17 protein-coding genes are annotated in these 15,546 nt (G+C 71.3%); 9 read left to right on the top strand and 8 right to left on the bottom strand.

What is annotated here, in order from left to right; translation table 11 throughout:
- Position 1: 1 nt before the first annotated feature.
- Together LX12_RS09475 and stf0 are read right to left on the bottom strand one after the other, a co-directional pair.
- Positions 2 to 931: a formylglycine-generating enzyme family protein gene (locus LX12_RS09475; RefSeq protein WP_443741619.1), complete on the bottom strand. Its 930-nt coding sequence runs from the start codon at positions 929 to 931 to the stop codon at positions 2 to 4.
- Entirely contained in the window at positions 880 to 1,734 is an 855-nt protein-coding gene (stf0, locus tag LX12_RS09480) for a trehalose 2-sulfotransferase (RefSeq protein ID WP_253654279.1), read from the bottom strand. The genes LX12_RS09475 and stf0 overlap by 52 nt, the downstream gene beginning before the upstream one ends.
- A 142-nt stretch (positions 1,735 to 1,876) precedes the next feature.
- On the opposite strand from stf0, the gene pgi reads away from it, so the two are divergent.
- The 4 genes from pgi to LX12_RS09500 all read left to right on the top strand — a co-directional run bounded on the left by pgi (position 1,877) and on the right by LX12_RS09500 (position 6,675).
- Positions 1,877 to 3,625 carry a glucose-6-phosphate isomerase gene (pgi, locus tag LX12_RS09485; protein ID WP_253654280.1) on the top strand — a complete coding sequence of 583 codons (1,749 nt, stop codon included), beginning with the start codon at positions 1,877 to 1,879 and terminating at the stop codon, positions 3,623 to 3,625.
- 7 nt (positions 3,626 to 3,632) lie between these two features.
- Positions 3,633 to 4,940 carry a hypothetical protein gene (locus tag LX12_RS09490; RefSeq protein WP_253654281.1) on the top strand — a complete coding sequence of 436 codons (1,308 nt, stop codon included), beginning with the start codon at positions 3,633 to 3,635 and terminating at the stop codon, positions 4,938 to 4,940.
- Positions 4,941 to 4,982: 42 nt separating this feature from the next.
- A complete protein-coding gene (locus tag LX12_RS09495) occupies positions 4,983 to 5,906 on the top strand; it encodes a mechanosensitive ion channel family protein (RefSeq protein ID WP_253654282.1) in 924 nt (307 codons plus the stop codon).
- A gap of 61 nt (positions 5,907 to 5,967) precedes the next feature.
- Positions 5,968 to 6,675 carry a hypothetical protein gene (locus LX12_RS09500; protein WP_253654283.1) on the top strand — a complete coding sequence of 236 codons (708 nt, stop codon included), beginning with the start codon at positions 5,968 to 5,970 and terminating at the stop codon, positions 6,673 to 6,675.
- Positions 6,676 to 6,679: 4 nt separating this feature from the next.
- On the opposite strand, the gene LX12_RS09505 is transcribed toward LX12_RS09500, so the two are convergent.
- The 3 genes from LX12_RS09505 to LX12_RS09515 form a co-directional block, all read right to left on the bottom strand.
- A complete protein-coding gene (locus tag LX12_RS09505; protein ID WP_253654284.1) occupies positions 6,680 to 7,801 on the bottom strand; it encodes a GGDEF domain-containing protein in 1,122 nt (373 codons plus the stop codon).
- 101 nt (positions 7,802 to 7,902) lie between these two features.
- Entirely contained in the window at positions 7,903 to 8,643 is a 741-nt protein-coding gene (locus LX12_RS09510) for an SDR family oxidoreductase (RefSeq protein ID WP_308213992.1), read from the bottom strand.
- Positions 8,644 to 8,653: 10 nt separating this feature from the next.
- On the bottom strand, positions 8,654 to 9,541 hold the full coding sequence (locus tag LX12_RS09515) for an Fpg/Nei family DNA glycosylase (protein WP_253654285.1): 888 nt from the start codon (positions 9,539 to 9,541) through the stop codon (positions 8,654 to 8,656).
- 18 nt (positions 9,542 to 9,559) lie between these two features.
- On the opposite strand from LX12_RS09515, the gene LX12_RS09520 reads away from it, so the two are divergent.
- Entirely contained in the window at positions 9,560 to 10,336 is a 777-nt protein-coding gene (locus LX12_RS09520; protein ID WP_301284357.1) for a 3'(2'),5'-bisphosphate nucleotidase CysQ, read from the top strand.
- Positions 10,337 to 10,452: 116 nt separating this feature from the next.
- On the opposite strand, the gene cobF is transcribed toward LX12_RS09520, so the two are convergent.
- Together cobF and LX12_RS09530 are read right to left on the bottom strand one after the other, a co-directional pair.
- Positions 10,453 to 11,211: a precorrin-6A synthase (deacetylating) gene (gene cobF / locus LX12_RS09525; protein WP_253654286.1), complete on the bottom strand. Its 759-nt coding sequence runs from the start codon at positions 11,209 to 11,211 to the stop codon at positions 10,453 to 10,455.
- Entirely contained in the window at positions 11,208 to 12,041 is an 834-nt protein-coding gene (locus LX12_RS09530) for an SDR family oxidoreductase (RefSeq protein ID WP_253654287.1), read from the bottom strand. The genes cobF and LX12_RS09530 overlap by 4 nt, the downstream gene beginning before the upstream one ends.
- A 183-nt stretch (positions 12,042 to 12,224) precedes the next feature.
- Between LX12_RS09530 and LX12_RS09535 the strand changes: the two genes are divergently transcribed.
- From LX12_RS09535 to LX12_RS09550, 4 genes are read left to right on the top strand one after another with little or no spacing between them, the layout of a single operon-like run.
- Entirely contained in the window at positions 12,225 to 13,172 is a 948-nt protein-coding gene (locus LX12_RS09535) for a DMT family transporter (protein WP_253654288.1), read from the top strand.
- 1 nt (position 13,173) lies between these two features.
- Positions 13,174 to 13,650: a glutathione peroxidase gene (locus LX12_RS09540; RefSeq protein WP_253654289.1), complete on the top strand. Its 477-nt coding sequence runs from the start codon at positions 13,174 to 13,176 to the stop codon at positions 13,648 to 13,650.
- 30 nt (positions 13,651 to 13,680) lie between these two features.
- The gene (locus LX12_RS09545) at positions 13,681 to 14,412 is read left to right on the top strand and encodes a class I SAM-dependent methyltransferase (RefSeq protein WP_253654290.1); all 732 of its coding nucleotides are present in this window, start codon (positions 13,681 to 13,683) and stop codon (positions 14,410 to 14,412) included.
- Between the two features lie 9 nt (positions 14,413 to 14,421).
- Positions 14,422 to 14,730: a hypothetical protein gene (locus LX12_RS09550; protein ID WP_253654291.1), complete on the top strand. Its 309-nt coding sequence runs from the start codon at positions 14,422 to 14,424 to the stop codon at positions 14,728 to 14,730.
- On the opposite strand, the gene LX12_RS09555 is transcribed toward LX12_RS09550, so the two are convergent.
- On the bottom strand, positions 14,696 to 15,511 hold the full coding sequence (locus LX12_RS09555) for a FadR/GntR family transcriptional regulator (RefSeq protein ID WP_253654292.1): 816 nt from the start codon (positions 15,509 to 15,511) through the stop codon (positions 14,696 to 14,698). The two genes, LX12_RS09550 and LX12_RS09555, sit on opposite strands and share 35 nt — an antisense overlap.
- Positions 15,512 to 15,546 lie beyond the last annotated feature (35 nt).

Genomic DNA, 15,546 nt, shown 5'->3' on the forward strand with positions numbered 1-15,546 from the left:
GTCAACCCCGCCCGACGGTGCGGAAGCCGACGTTGCCGGCGGTCGAGGTCGGGGTGCTGTGGGAGCGTGCGGCGACGCGGTAGCGGCGGCACCAGGAGTCGTCGCAGAGGTAGGACCCGCCGCGCAGGACCCGCGCCCCACCCCGCTCGGCACCGCCGGGGTCGACGTCGGACGAACGGCGGTAGTACCGCGGGTCGAACCGGTCGGCGCACCACTCCCACACGTTGCCGATGACCTGCCGGAGCCCGAACCCGTTCGGCGGCAGGGCCGACGCCGGGAGCGTCGCCGCGACACCCACCCGGGACGCCGGCTCGCCAGGGAACGGCGCACCCCAGAACGACGGCGTGTAGATCCGACACATGCTGCGTCCGTCGGGTTCTCGCTCGTCACCCCACGGGAAGCGCGCCCCGGGCAGTCCGCCACGCGCGGCCATCTCCCACTGCGCCTCGGTCGGCAGGGCACGACCGGCCCACGCGCAGTACGCGATCGCGTCGTCGAACGACACGTGCACCACCGGGTGGTCGTCGAGGCCGTCGAGGTCCGACCGCGGGCCGGCCGGGTGGCGCCAGTCCGCCCCCTGCACGGCCAGCCACCACGGGGCGTCCACCGACGCACCCAGGACCGCGGGGTCGTCGCGATCGACGAGCGCGTGGAACACCGTCGACGACCCCGACGCCTCCGCGGTCGTGCGGTGACCGGTCGCGGCGACGAACGCGGCGAAGTCCCGGTTGCGGACGGTGGTCTCGTCGATCGCGAACACACGCATCTCCACCAGGTGCACCGGGGTCTCGCCGTCGGGCGGCAGGCCCTCACCGTGGGCGTCACCCATGGCGAACCGCCCGCCCGGTACCGGCCGTTGTGCGACGGCGTGCCGCGTGCTCACGACTCCGCGGCGGGGACGGCGTCCGGATGCGCGGTGGACACGGGGTATCCGTGCTCGGCGGCCTCGTCGCGGTAGCGGGCGACCCACTCCCGCGATCGCGCGTCGCCCTGCCGCCGCAGCGGGGGTGGCGGTGCGAGCGTCGGGTCGAGTCCGAGGACGTCGAGGACGCGCGCGGTGGTGGAGGTCGGGTCGGCGACGAGCTCGTCGAACTCGATCCGCAGCGGTTCGATGCCCTCGCGGGTGAACCACCCCTCCCAGGCGCGCTGCTGCGCGACGAAGTACTCCGCGAGATGGGCGATCGCCCCGAGGTGGTACTCGGCGCGGGCGTCGCGGTCCGACGCGCCGGCCGTCCACTCCTGGGTCTGGACCGCCCGCCACATCGACACGGCCTGCCCGGCGACGTCCGCACGGTGCACGTACACCCAGAGCGGCTCGACGCCGACCACCGCCTCGACCGCCTCACGCAGCAGGGGCTCTCGACCACCCAGCAGGTCACGGACGCGGTGACAGAGCAGGGTCGACTGATTCCACATCAACTTGCCGCCCCACACACCGTTCTCGCCGACCCCCTGCCCGCGCACGTCGTCGCGCCACTCCTGCGCGTCACGGGTGTCGGGGCGGCCCGGCCGCACGGGTGCCAAGAGGGCGTCGATCGCGGGGTCGTGGACACCGACGAACCAGTCCGGCGACTGCGGCGGGAGCGACGTGTCGGGCAGGTACTCGAAGAACTCCGCCGGGCGACCGGCCACTCCGGTGACACGCAACGACTCGACGAGCAGGGTGCTGCCGCTGCGCTGGCTGGCACACACCAGGTAGGCGCGATCGATATCGGGACGACCGGGTCCGCTCACCGCCTCAGACTAGAAGGCGACTCCTCCCGCCGCCCATCGGATGTATCCACACCGCCCAGCGTGATCCGAACCCCGCGCCACTAGGCTGGGCATCACCGGGGGGACCCCGCGTCGCGGGACCGCGAGTCGAAGGGTCGGATGCATGGCGAGCGAGCGCACGAGCAGGAACCAGGCCGAGTACGACGGGCCCGGCGACCACCAGTCGGGTCACGATCACGACGTGACCGGCAGTACCGCCTGGCGGGAGCTGTCGGCGCATCAGCCGCACGTCTACGCGATGCACCTGCGTGAGGTGTTCGCCGTCGACCCGGAGCGCGGACGCGACCTGACGATCGACGTCGGTGACCTCCACATCGACTACTCCAAGCACCGCGTGCTGCGCGAGACGCTGGACCTGCTGTTCTCCCTCGCCCGCGAGACGCACCTCGAGGACAAGCGCGACGCCATGTTCTGGGGCGAGCACATCAACACCTCCGAGGACCGCGCGGTGCTGCACACCGCCCTGCGGTTGCCGCGCGAGGCCACGCTCAGGGTCGACGGGCAGGACGTCGTGTCCGACGTCCACGAGGTCCTCGACCGGATGGGCGCCTTCACCGACCGCCTCCGCAGCGGCGAGTGGACCGGTCATACCGGTGAACGCATCACCACCGTCGTCAACATCGGCATCGGTGGTTCCGACCTGGGACCGGCGATGGTCTACCAGGCGCTGCGGCACTACGCCGACGCCGGCATCTCCTGCCGCTTCGTCTCCAACGTCGACCCCGCCGACCTCGTCGGCACCCTGGCCGACCTCGACCCGGCGACCACCCTGTTCGTCATCGCCTCGAAGACGTTCAGCACGCTGGAGACCCTCACGAACGCGGCCGCCGCACGCGCGTGGCTGCTGCGCGGCCTCGGCATCGACGAGTCCGACACGAAGAACTTTGCTGTGGCCAAGCATTTCGTCGCCGTCAGCACGGCCGCGGAGAAGGTCGCCGACTTCGGCATCGACACCGACCAGATGTTCGGGTTCTGGGACTGGGTCGGTGGCCGCTACTCGGTCGACTCGGCGATCGGCCTCTCGGTGATGGCCGCGATCGGCAAGGAGGCGTTCGCGGACTTCCTGCACGGGTTCAACATCGTCGACCGGCACTTCCGGTCGGCGCCGCTGCACCAGAACGCTCCGGTCATCCTCGGCCTGATCGGCCTCTGGTACAACAACTTCTGGGGTGCGCAGTCACGGGTCGTGCTGCCCTACTCCAACGACATGGCGCGCTTCGCCGCCTACCTCCAGCAGTTGACGATGGAGTCCAACGGCAAGTCGGTGGACTCCCACGGCCACCACGTCACCACCGACACCGGCGAGATCTTCTGGGGCGAGCCGGGCACCAACGGCCAGCACGCCTTCTACCAGCTGCTCCACCAGGGGACGCGTCTGGTCCCGGCCGACTTCATCGGGTTCGCCTCCCCCACGGACGATCTGCCGGTCGCGTCGTCCGACGGCGGCGAGCCCGGGTCGATGCACGACCTGCTGATGAGCAACTACTTCGCGCAGACCAAGGTGCTCGCCTTCGGCAAGACCGCCGACGAGATCGCCGCGGAAGGCGTCGACCCGCATGTGGTGGCGCACAAGGTGATGCCGGGCAACCGGCCGTCGACGTCCATCATCGCGCCGGAGCTGACGCCGTCGGTGCTGGGCCAGCTGATCGCCCTCTACGAGCACCAGGTGTTCGTCGAGGGTGCGGTCTGGGGCATCAACTCGTTCGACCAGTGGGGTGTGGAGCTGGGCAAGACCCAGGCGAAGGAACTGCTGGCCGTCCTCGAGCAGTCGGACGCGCCGGCACCCCAGGACGACTCGTCGACCGACTCGCTCATCCGCTGGTACCGCGAGCACCGGGGACGGAGCGTCTGACCTCCCCGTGACGCAGCCGGCGGTCACACGCTTCTCCGTGGTGGACGACATGTTCTACCGCGGCCACCACGGGCGCGGTCCATCGTCGGTGATGCAGGGGGTGTGGCGCTTCACCGAACGCGTCGAACCCGACGACCTGGCCGCGATGCACGCGGCGTTGACCGCGGGGGCGCTGACACGCCGCGTGTACTCGTCCCGGGTACCGTTCGCCCGTCGCTGCCTGGTCGGCGGTGCGCGGGTCACACCCCTCGTCGTCGACGAGATCCCGATCCCCGCCGACGGCGTCGTCGCGTGGGCCGACCTGCGCGCCTGCACGCCACTCGACGTCGACGACGGCCCGGTGTGGGAGCTCGCGCTCGGCCACGTCGAGGGCGCTGGATCCGTTGTCACGCTGAGCTGTTCGCACCTGGTGACCGGAGGGGTCGGGATGGTCGCGATCGCGGAGGCGTCCTTGGCGACCGGCGCCGCGGTGACCGACCCGCCGCCGCCACCGGACCCACCGCGCCTGCGTGACGACCTGCGCGACGCGCTCACACTGTGGTTCCACGTCGTCGTCGCCGTCCTGGTCTCGCTCGCCCGGGCATGCGTGGACCGGACGGTGCGCGCCGAGCTGCTCGGCGCGGCCCGGACCACCGCCTCGGACACGCCGACGCCGGCGGTGGCCTCGCACCGCACCACGATCGTCGACCTCGACGCCGAGGACTTCGCGGCGGTCGTCGCGCGCGAGAACACCTCGCCCACCGCGGTGTTCGTCGCCCTGGTCGCCGCGTGCGCGCGGTCGGTGCACGGCCGGGACACGGTCAGGGTGGCCGTCCCGGTCGCCATGCCCGACGGCTCGGTGGGCAGTTCGGTCGTCACCGTCGCCGCCGACGACGCGCTCGCCGACCTCGGCGCGCGGATCCGACGCGTCGCTGCGCGGGCACGCGAGCACGCCGTCGCCTCCGACGCCCGCCCCGCCGACCCGTTGGCCGCCGTCATCGGGTCGCCCGGGGGCATGCCCGACGAGCTGATGCAGATCGTCGGCGACCGGATCGCGGCCCGCGTCACCGGCGACCCCGGTATGGACGACGGACTCGCCTCGAGTCTCGGTGTCCTGCCCGACGCGTTCCTCGGTGTGGGAGGGCACCCGTCGGACGGTCTCGCGGTGCGCGCGGTGACGACGAACCGATCGGCCGCGAAAGTCGGTGTGGGCGCGTGGATGGCCCGGTCCTCGGCGCGGGTCACCATCGCCTTCGACCTGACCGGCGTCACCGACGGGGACGACGTGATCGCGGCCACCCTGGGTGCGTGGGGGTTACGTCACCGACCGTGGTGAGGTGGTTCCGCTCGTCTCCCACGGTCCGTATGGTCGCCCCCGATGACGACGGACATCCTCGCCTTCACCTGGACCGACACGAACCGACTCTGGCTCGTCGAGAACCCCATCCGGATAACGGCATACGTGCTGGTGGCGCTGGTCGCCCGCTGGGCCGTGCACCGGATGATCGACAGGGCCACCCGCCCGCGCGGGTCCGGCGCCCCGAGATCGACACCCGCACTGGTCCGCCACCTCCGCGACCGCGCGCCCTCGGGTCTGCGGGACGCGACCGCGATCGAACGGCGCCAGCAGCGCGCCGAGACCATCGGCTCCGTCCTGAAGTCGACGGTGTCGGTCATCCTGCTCATCTGGGTGGTGCTGTCGGTGTTCTCGGTGGTCGGCGTGAACATCGCCCCGTTCCTGGCCTCGGCCGGGATCATCGGGCTCGCCATCGGTTTCGGTGCCCAGAACCTGGTGAAGGACTTCGTGTCGGGCGTGTTCATGCTCCTCGAGGACCAGTACGGCGTCGGTGACGTCGTCGACCTCGGGGAGGCCACCGGCGAGGTCGAGACGGTGGGCCTGCGGGTCACCACCGTCCGCGACATCGACGGCACCCTCTGGTACGTCCGCAACGGCGAGATCGTCCGGGTCGGGAACATGAGTCAGGACCACGCCGTGGCCCGCATCGAGATCCCCGTCGGCCACGACGCCGACGTCGCCCGTGCGCAGGTGGTCGCGCTGACCGCGGCACGGGATGCGGTCGACGACCCGCAGATCTCCGCCGAGGTCCTCGGACAGCCACAGATGCTCGGTGTACAGGACATCACCGCGGCGATGGTGACCCTGCGGATGACGGTCACCACCTCGCCCAGTGCGCAATGGGCGGTGGCCCGTCGCATCCGCGAAGCGGTCCTGATGGCGTTCGACGAACACGGCATCGCCCGTCCCGCCGCGGCCGCTCTCGCCGCCGCCACCGACGGCTGACGCGCGCGACGCCGCGGTCGCAATCGGCGGACGCGCGCGGACGGACCTTTACGATCTGTCCATGACAGCCACGTCGACGGCCGCCGCACCTCGATCGTCACGACGACCGCGCACCCCGTGGGTGGGCGCCGCCGCTGCCACGGCGTGCACCGCCGCGCTGGTGGCGGGATGCGCCTCGGGCACCACCGGCGACCAGTCCGGGACCCCGGCGCGACCCAGCGTGTCGGTCCCGGTGTCGGCCGACGTCACCGCGCCCGCCGGCCCCGTCGACCGCACCGCGCCCGGTGCGGCCCTGTCGTTCGGACAGAGCGCCTATCTCCCCGCGAACGCGTTCCGCCCGGCCGGGCAGCTCGTGATGGTCACCCCGACCGGCGTCGAGCCCGGGGTGGCGGGCGACCTGCCGGAATCCGTCACCGACGGCGGGACCCCGTTCTACGTGCACGTCACGTTCACCAGCCTGGTGGACCGCGTCGTCGACGTGCCGTCGGTGGTCGGTCTCGCCGGGAGTCCCGACGGACGGACGGCGACGCGGTCCGTCGACCCGCCCGGCGGCCTGCGCCAGTGCGTGCAGACGGACCCGCCCAAGAACCCGACCCGCGGCCAGTCGTGGGCGACGTGCTTCATCGCCGTCGCGGACAAGGGCGTCGACGTGAACCGCGTCATCTACTGGGCCCAGACGACGACCGACCCGGCCGACGACTACAAGGCCACCCCGGTCGTGTGGTCGACGCCCGGCACCCCGGCGGCCTCGTCGGCACCCACGTCGTAGGGCGTCACCAGGACTGACCGCCGTGGTGGTGGTGGACGCGGGTGCGGACCGTGTTGCCGCCCGACCGCTTCGCCTCGTACATCGCGGCGTCGGCCAGCTCGGTGTAGAGCGAGGTGGTCATCAGACGACCGGCGCCGGTGATGTCGCCGGTCATGTGCACCACGCCGACGCTGGCCGTGACCACGGGGTCGGTGACGGTCGCGATCGTGTGCAGCACGTGGTTGGCCAGTCGCTGGGGGTCGGTCCACCGCAGGCTGTCGGCGATCACGAACTCGTCGCCACCGGTCCGGGCGACCACACCACTCGTCCCGACGGCCTGGCGTAGGCGCGCCGCGATCTCGGCGAGCACGACGTCGCCGTGGCGATGCCCCCAGCGGTCGTTGATCTCCTTGAAGTTGTCGAGGTCGGCGACGATGATCGCGACCCCGCGGTCGTTCATCGCGGTCATCCGCTCGAGGGCGCGGTCGAGGCCGCGGCGGTTGAGGACGCCGGTCAGCGTGTCGACCTCCGACGCCGCCGCCTCGGACGAGAGCGTCTCCAGCAGGAACTGCGTCGCGACCGGGACGACCACCAGGGCGGTGAGGACCTGGGCCACGGCGACCGTGGCCAGGGTGATGCCCGACTGTCCCGTCTCGACCGTTCGCCAGGCGATCACCACCGTCGTGACGACGGACAGCACGAGGTGGGTGATCAGCATGCGGGCGCCGTGGAACACCGCGATGTACCCGGCGACCACGACGAGCACCAGGCAGCCGTAGATGCCACCGAGTGACTCCGACTGCGCGACGATCCCGGCAACCGTCGCGACGTCGCAGGCCACCACCCACATCCGCGACCGCGACGCCGACGGCCACGGGAGGACGACCCACATCGCTGCCGCGCACACCCCGAGGACGGCGCTGGCGATGCCGATGCCCGTCCACACCCCGGCGGTGTCTCCGTCGCTGACGTACACGATGGGGACCAGGCAGAGAAGGCCGGTGGTGACCGCGACCAGCAGACGGGCCGGGTCGATGAGCTGTCGGTCGGCGAGGTACTCGCTGAGGAACCCGAACTGGTCGCCCCGACGCCACCAGTGGCCGAGGACCCATCCGAGCTGTTCCAGCGCGACGGGCAGCCGGATCACGACTCCCCCTCCATGTGCGTGCCCCCCGACGACCCGGGTGCGGCATCACACCCGCCGTGCACTGTGACGCCGCACAGGCTGCGGCGTGCGCTGATGCTAGCTCACACCATGCGGCGGGTGACGGCTCCGGGAAGGTGTCCGAGGGCCAGATCGATCGCGGCCCACGGCCAGCGCGGCACCGCCTCGCGCAGCGGTTCGCGTTCGATGGCGGCGACGAGCGCTGCGACACCCTTGTCGCGGTCGACCATCATCGGACTCTTCACGCCGGCGTTGATGTCGGTGGAGATGTACCCCGGCAGCAGGATGCTGACCCGGATCGGCGACGACCGCAGCTCGGCCTGCAGCCCCTCGCCGATCGCCGTCAGCCCCGCCTTCGACGCGGAGTAGGCGGTCTGCGCCTTGGGCAGCCCGCGCACGGCACTCATCGAGCTGATCAGCACGAGGTGCCCGTGGTCCTGCGCCCGGAAGATCGCCATCGCCGCCTCGACCTGCGCCAGGGCGCCGATGAGGTTGGTGCGGACGGTCTCGATGTTGGCGTCGGCGCGTCCGGTGCCCAGCGGCGCACCCTTGCCCAGACCTGCGTTCACCACGACGCGGTCGAGACCACCGAGGCGCTGCGCGAGGTCGTCGAACACGACCGGCACGCGGTCGGTGTCGGTGACGTCGAGTTCGGCGACCTCGACCGTCTTCGCCGACCCCGACACCTCGGCGGCGAGGGTCTCGAGGCGGTCGAGTCGGCGGGCGGCCAACGCGAGCGAGCGGCCGCGCTGCGCGAAGGCGCGGGCCATGCCCTCGCCGAGACCGGAACTCGCACCGGTGATGAGGATCGACTGTCGGGTCACCGGAGGGAATCTACTTGAGCAGCCGCGACATCCGTCGGTCGGCGAGCACCTTGCCGCCCGTCTGACAGGTCGGGCAGTACTGGAAGGACCGGTCGGCGAACGACACCTCGCGCACGGTGTCCCCGCACACCGGGCACGGCATCCCGGTCCGGGCGTGCACGCGCAGGCCGGATCGCTTCTCCGACTTCATCGTCGCGACCTCCTGCCCCTCGAGGCGGACGATCGCGTCGGAGAGCACCGCATGCATCGCGACCCACAGCCGCTCGACGGCCTCGGCGTCCAGCGATCTCGCCGTCGCGAACGGCGACAGCTTCGCGGTGTGGAGGATCTCGTCGCTGTAGGCGTTGCCGATCCCGCTGATGATGCGCTGGTCGGTGAGCAAGGTCTTGATGCGCGAACCGGTCCCGGCCAGGAGCGCGGTGAACTCCTCGCGGGTCAGGGCGAGCGCGTCGGGTCCGAGGGACGCGATGCGGTCGACGTCGGCGACGGCCCGGACGATCCACACCGCGAGCCGCTTCTGGGTGCCGGCCTCGGTGACGTCGAACCCCTCGCCCGGCAGACCGCAGTGCACGCGCAGGGCGATCGGCCCCTTCCCGCCCGGCCGGGGCGGCGTCTGCGACAGCGCGCTCGACCACCGCAGCCACCCGGCCCGCGACAGGTGGATGACGAGGTGGATGGGGTCCGGCTCGGGACCCGGATCAGCGGGGTCGGTGGTGATGACCAGGTATTTGCCGATGCGGCCGACGCGGGCGACGACCCGTCCGGCCAGGGCCGAGTACGGCGGGTCGGCGGTCTTCAACACGGCAAGGGAGGCGACGTCGACCCGTCGGATGGGCAGTCCGGCCGCGCGGCCGTCGACGTAGTCGGCGATGGCCTGCACCTCGGGCAACTCCGGCATGCCATCTAGTCTGCACTGATGGGCAGGACTCCGGGGGCGGACTTCGGGGGCAGGGGTGTGCGGGGAACGCTCGACGACGCCGCGCTCGCCGCCTCGATCGCCCAGGGCGCCGGGGAGCTGCTCGTCGCCGCCCGGCACGACAGCCTGCTGGAGGGGCGCCTGCTGGGCGACATGGGGGATGCCCTGGCCCAGGCGTGGATCGCCGCGGTGCTGCGTCGACACCGCCCGGCCGACGCGGTCCTGTCGGAGGAGGCCCGCGACACCGGCGAACGGCTGGGGGCACAGCGGGTCTGGATCATCGACCCGCTCGACGGCACGCGGGAGTACGCGGCCGGACGCGACGACTGGGCGGTGCACGTCGCGTTGACCGTCGACGGCGTGCCGGCCGACTGCGCCGTCTCGCTGCCGGCCACCGGTGAGCTGTTCTCCACCGCCGACGTGGCGATCCCCGACGAGGCGTCGGGGCGGATGGTGGTGTCCCGCCACGGCCTCACCTACGAGACGAGCTGGGTCGCCGACCGACTGGCGTTGCAGCCCTACGCCCTGGGTTCCGCGGGCGCGAAGGCGATGGCGGTGGTCCGCGGTGACGCCGACGCCTACGTGCACGGCATGGGCCAGTACGAGTGGGACAACTGTGCACCCGTCGGCGTGGCCACCGCGGCCGGGCTGCACTGCAGCACCTTCGACGGGACACCCCTGCGCTACAACCACTCTCGGCCGTACGTGCGCGACTTCGTCATCTGTCGGCCGGAGATCGCCGACCGCGTGCTGTCCGCCCTCGACGAGATCTTCTGACCACCGGACACCGACTCCCCGACCGTGCACCAGATCCCGCCGATCGTGCGGTAGATCCCGCCGACCGTGCCGAAAAACCTCGTCGACCGTGCCGAAAAACGTCGTCGACCGTGCGGTCAGGGCGTCCGGAGCAGATAGATGTCCATGATCCAGCCGTGGCGCTCACGGGCCTCCGTCCGCGTGGCGCGGATCGTTTCACCGATCTCCCCGACGGTCCCCGACAGCACGATCTCGTCGGGGGTGCCGAGGTAGGCACCCCACCAGATGTGGTCGTCGGGACCGGCCGTCCGCAGGAAGGTGCAGTCGGCGTCGAGCATGACGATCTGGTTGGTGTCCGCGCCGGCCGGCGTCGACGCGAGTCGGCGTCCGGTCGTGATGTGGATCGGCTCCCCGATCCGGTTGGCCAGGATCCGATGGGCCGCGGTCAGCGCCGACGCGCTGGTCACCCCGGCGACCACCTCCACGTCCAGCGCGACGCGACCCCGCTCGACGATGGCGTCGGTGATGCGCAACGTGGAGTCGTAGAGGCTCGGGTCACCCCACACGAGGATCGCGCCGACGCCGGAGTCCGACAGCTCGGCCAGCAGCGCGCCCTCGATCGCCTCCGACCGCGCGTCATGCCACCGGCGCACCTCGGCGTCGTAGTCGACGGGGTCCCTGTCGCGCGGCGGGTCGGCGATCTCGACGAACCGGTAGCGGCCCGGGCCGATGTGCTCGTCGCACATCTGCCGTCGGATGTCCCGGAGCGGGGACGACGCGGCGCCCTTGTCCAGCACGAAGAACGCGTCGACTCCCTGCATCGCGTCGACGGCCTCGAGGGTGACCTGCCGGACCCCACCGGGCCCGATCCCGATGACCCGCAGGGTGCGGGTCACGGCCGGGCGCGACGCAGACCGTGGAAGCGCGACATCACGTCGAGCATCGCCTGCGTCGGCAGGATCCGCTTGAGCGCGAACACCACCGACGCGTTGTTGCCCAACGCGTACAACGGCTTCGGGTTCGCCGCGAGCGCGGCCTCGACGATGACCTTCGCCATCGGCTCGACGGCCAGGCCCTTCTCCTCGTTGCGACGGGTCGCCGCGGCGACCGTGTCGTAGTCGGCGCGGTAGGCGGAGTCGTCGGCGACGTCGTAGATGCGACGGTCCCCGATGCCCGTCGCGATGGTGCCGGGTTCGACGGTGGTGATGGCGATGCCGAACGGCGCGAGTTCCCGCCGCATCGCGTCGGAGAACGCCTTGATCGCGCTCTTCGTCGCGCCGTACACGGACCGGAACGGCAGCGGGAAGCTGCCCAGCATCGACCCGACCATCACGATGGTGCCGCGCCGTCGTGCCCGCATGCCCGGCAGGAACGCCTTGGTCAGCGCGATCGGTCCGAAGACGTTCGTCGCGAAGACGTTCTCGAGCGACTTCATCGGCACGTCCTCGAGCGGGCCCATGTGGCTCACGCCGGCGTTGTTGATCAGCACGTCGACGTCGCCTGCCTCGGCGACGCACGCCGCGATGCTCGCCGGTTCCGTCTGGTCGAGGGTGATGTAGCGGACCCCCGGCACCCGCGCGTCCTCGGCGATGGAGTCCGGGCGACGGCTGGTCCCGATCACCTCGTGTCCGCGGGCGACGAGCAGTCGCGCCACCTCCGCCCCGATCCCGCTGGACACACCGGTCACGAGGACACGACGCACGGCCCCCTCAGATGCTGTCGACACGGCGATCACTCTAGGGCCCTCCACTGGCCACGAAAACCGGTGGCGCCGGCGGGGAATCTCAGGAGATTCTCAGACGTTGTCCCGGGTCGAGCAGCTCGTCGTGCGCCATCGCCGTCGCCGACCCGAGCGCCGTCGGATCTCACCGTCCGACACCGTGATCACCGCGAGGAAGGGGTGGAGTCCGTGCTGGTCGGGATCGGTCTGGCGGTTCTCGCAGCGATCGGATACGGGTTGTCGTCGGTGATGCAGGCCCTCGGGGCCCGTCAGGCGACCGCCGCGTCCGACGGGACCGGCATGACCACCGCGTCCGGCAGCCCCACCCTGCGCTCCACCCTCGCCGCCGCGATGACCGGCGTGTTCGTCCTCGGGGCGATCATGGACGTGCTCGGCTTCGCCGCGGGCGCCGGTGCCGCCCGCATGCTGCCGCTGTTCCTGTCGCAGACCATCGTCGCGGGGAACCTCGTCATCACCGCGGTGCTGGGCGCCCTCTTCCTCGGGATCCGCCTGCATCCGCGTGACTGGGCCGCGATGATCCTGGTGCTCGTCGCGCTGTGCATGCTCGGCACCGCGTCGCACGCACACGGCACCACACGCGTCGACCTGCCGTTCAAGCTCGGCCTCCTGGTCGCCACCGTCGCGATCATCACGATCTCGCTGCTGGTGGTGCGTCGTCTCGGACATGCCGGGTCGGTGGTCGCCGGCATGTCGGCGGGACTGCTGTTCGGCGCCATTGCGATCGCCGTCCGCGTGCTCGACGGCGTCTCGCCGTTCTCGGTCACGACGATCCTGTCCGACCCCGCGGCGTGGACGATCGCCGTCGCCGGCGCGTTCGGCTTCTACCTGCACACCGTCGCCCTGCAGCTCGGCGCCGTGAACGGGTCGACGGCCGCCATGGTCGTGGGCGAGACCGCGGTGCCCGGCATCGTCGGCGTCTGGCTGCTCGGCGACACCACCGTCCCCGGGCTGGGATGGTTGGGTGCGCTCGGGTTCCTGCTCGCCATCCTGGGCGCCGTCCTCGTCGCCCTGTTCGGGTCGTCGGAGGCGGAACGCTCCACCGCCGAGAACGAGATGCACGTCCCGGTGACGCCGCGACAGTCGCCATCCACCTACTCGCCTGCTACGAACGGATGACATGACCACCGCGTACGACTTCTCCGCCACGTCCATCGACGGTGAGGAGGTGAGCCTCGAGCAGTTCCGGGGCAAGCCGCTGCTCATCGTCAACACCGCGTCGCAATGCGGGTTCACCCCGCAGTACGAGGGGCTGGAGAAGCTCAACCGCGAGTACGGCGACCGCGGGCTGGTCGTCCTCGGTTTCCCCTGCAACCAGTTCGGCCACCAGGAGCCGGGCGACGCGGAGGAGATCAAGAACTTCTGCAACCTCCGCTACGACGTGACGTTCCCGATGTTCGAGAAGATCGACGTCAACGGGAAGGGCACCCACCCGCTTTACGAGTGGCTGAAGTCGGAGAAGGGCTCCGTGCTCGGCAGCCGCATCAAGTGGAACTTCACGAAGTTCCTCGTCGGCAAGGACGGCCAGGTCGTCGACCGCTTCTCCCCGACCACCAAGCCGGAGAACATGCGCGACGCGATCGAGAAGGTCCTCTGAGCGGCGACCACACGCGAGAGTGACGCGGTCGTGGACGCGACCCGGTATGGCATCGACGGTTGGCCCTACGTCGTCGGGCTGACCGGTGGTGCACTCGTCGCCGGCGCGGGCGCGCTGCTCACCGACGGCCGGCCCAGAAGCGCGTGTGGCGTGATCGCCCTGGCCGCCGGGGTGCCCGCGGCCCTGGGCAGTCGTTACGTGTTCGGCGGCAAGGTCCGTCATCGTGACCGCCTCCTCGATCTGGTGCCCTGGCGCGGGGACGAGACCGTGCTCGACATCGGTGCGGGCGCGGGGCTGATGGGCGTCGGTGCCGCACATCGGGTCCCCCGCGGTCGCGTACGGTGCGTCGACCTGTGGATCGGAAAAGACCTCGCACGCAGTGGACCCGAACGGCTTCTCGCCAACGCAGGCCACGACGGCGTCGCCGACCGCGTCGAGGTCCGCACGGGCGACGCTCGGTCACTCGACCTTCCCGACGGCTCGATGGACGTCGTCCTCAGCGTGCTGTGTCTACACAACGTCCCCGACGAGCCCGGTCGCCGCGCCGCGGCCGCGGAGATCGCACGGGTCCTGACCCCGGGCGGGCGTGTCGTCGTCAGCGACCTGGCCGGGACCGAGCAGCTCGCCCGATGGTTCGGCGAGGACGGTCTGCACGTGCTCGAGCATCGGCGAGCCCCGCACACCTTTCCGCCGCAGAGGGTCGTCGTCGCGCGACGCCCGGTGGACCGATCCACACTGATTGCTGTCGCACCGCGGCCCTAGCCTGGGCGCATGCCGGATCGTTTCCCCGACGACTGCCCGACCATCACCCGCGACGGGCAGGCCATCGGGTTCAGCCCCTCTCCCGACGGGATGCGGTTGTTCGCCTGGTGGCGCGACACCACCGACTCCCACACCGACAGCGAGATCTTCGGTGCTTTCGGCAGCTATCGCGAGGCAGTGGAGGCGTCGCTGCGCGCCTTCGCGGCATCCGACATCGAGACTGCCGGTCTCGACCCAGATCCCGACGAGGTGACCGTCGAGGCCGCCGACCTCGAGCGTCGGTTCACCGCGACGGACTGGATGGGTCTGGGGTTCTGACAGGCTCGACATCCGCGGCCACAGCGCCGTGCAGTGCGGGCAGCCGCGCGTAGGAGTTGCGTATGTGCTCGGCCGCCAACAGCGCCGCGCCGTCCGCGTCCCCCGCGTCGATCGCCGCGAGGATCCCGCGGTGCTCCCGCATCAGGTGGTCGCGCACGGTGCCCCAGTCCGTCAGTGCGTGGAACGCAGCGAGGATTGCGGGTCGCTGCGCGTTGCGGATCGCCACCGTCATCGCCGTGACCAATGTGTTGCCGCCGGCCTCGGCGATGGCTGTGTGGAACGCGGTGTCCGCGTCGTTGAACGCCGTCCGGTCCTCGCCCGCCTGGTCCATCGCGGTGATCGCTGCCCGTGCGCCCGCCATCCGTTCGGGATCCGGGTGTCGGGCGGCGAGGGCGACACTCGACGACTCGAGCGTGACCCGGGCGTCGACGATGTCGGCGACGGCGAAATTGGACAGGGCGATGTGCAGGCGCAGGAAGTGGGTCAGCGCCTCCGACGGCATCGACGCGACGAACGTACCCGCACCGCGACCGCGTCCGACCGCCGAGCGGACTACCCCCTGCGCTGCGAGCACTCGGAGGGCCTCACGCACGGCGGGTCGGCTGACCTGCAACAACGCCGCCAACTCCCGTTCCGGCGGCAGGGGGTCACCGACACGCAGCGTCCCGGAGAGGATCTGCTCCTCGATGGCGGCGACAACCATCTCGAACGTCTGTCCTCGGGCGACCGGCTGCCACGCGGCGTCGTCGGCGCCGCGTGACCCCGTGTCCTCCGCCGGCATGGGTCAACTCTGCCACGCGAGTCCACCGATCGAAC

It is taken from the genome of Williamsia serinedens (assembly GCF_024171725.1).
GTDB classification, from domain to species: Bacteria; Actinomycetota; Actinomycetes; order Mycobacteriales; family Mycobacteriaceae; genus Williamsia_A; species Williamsia_A serinedens.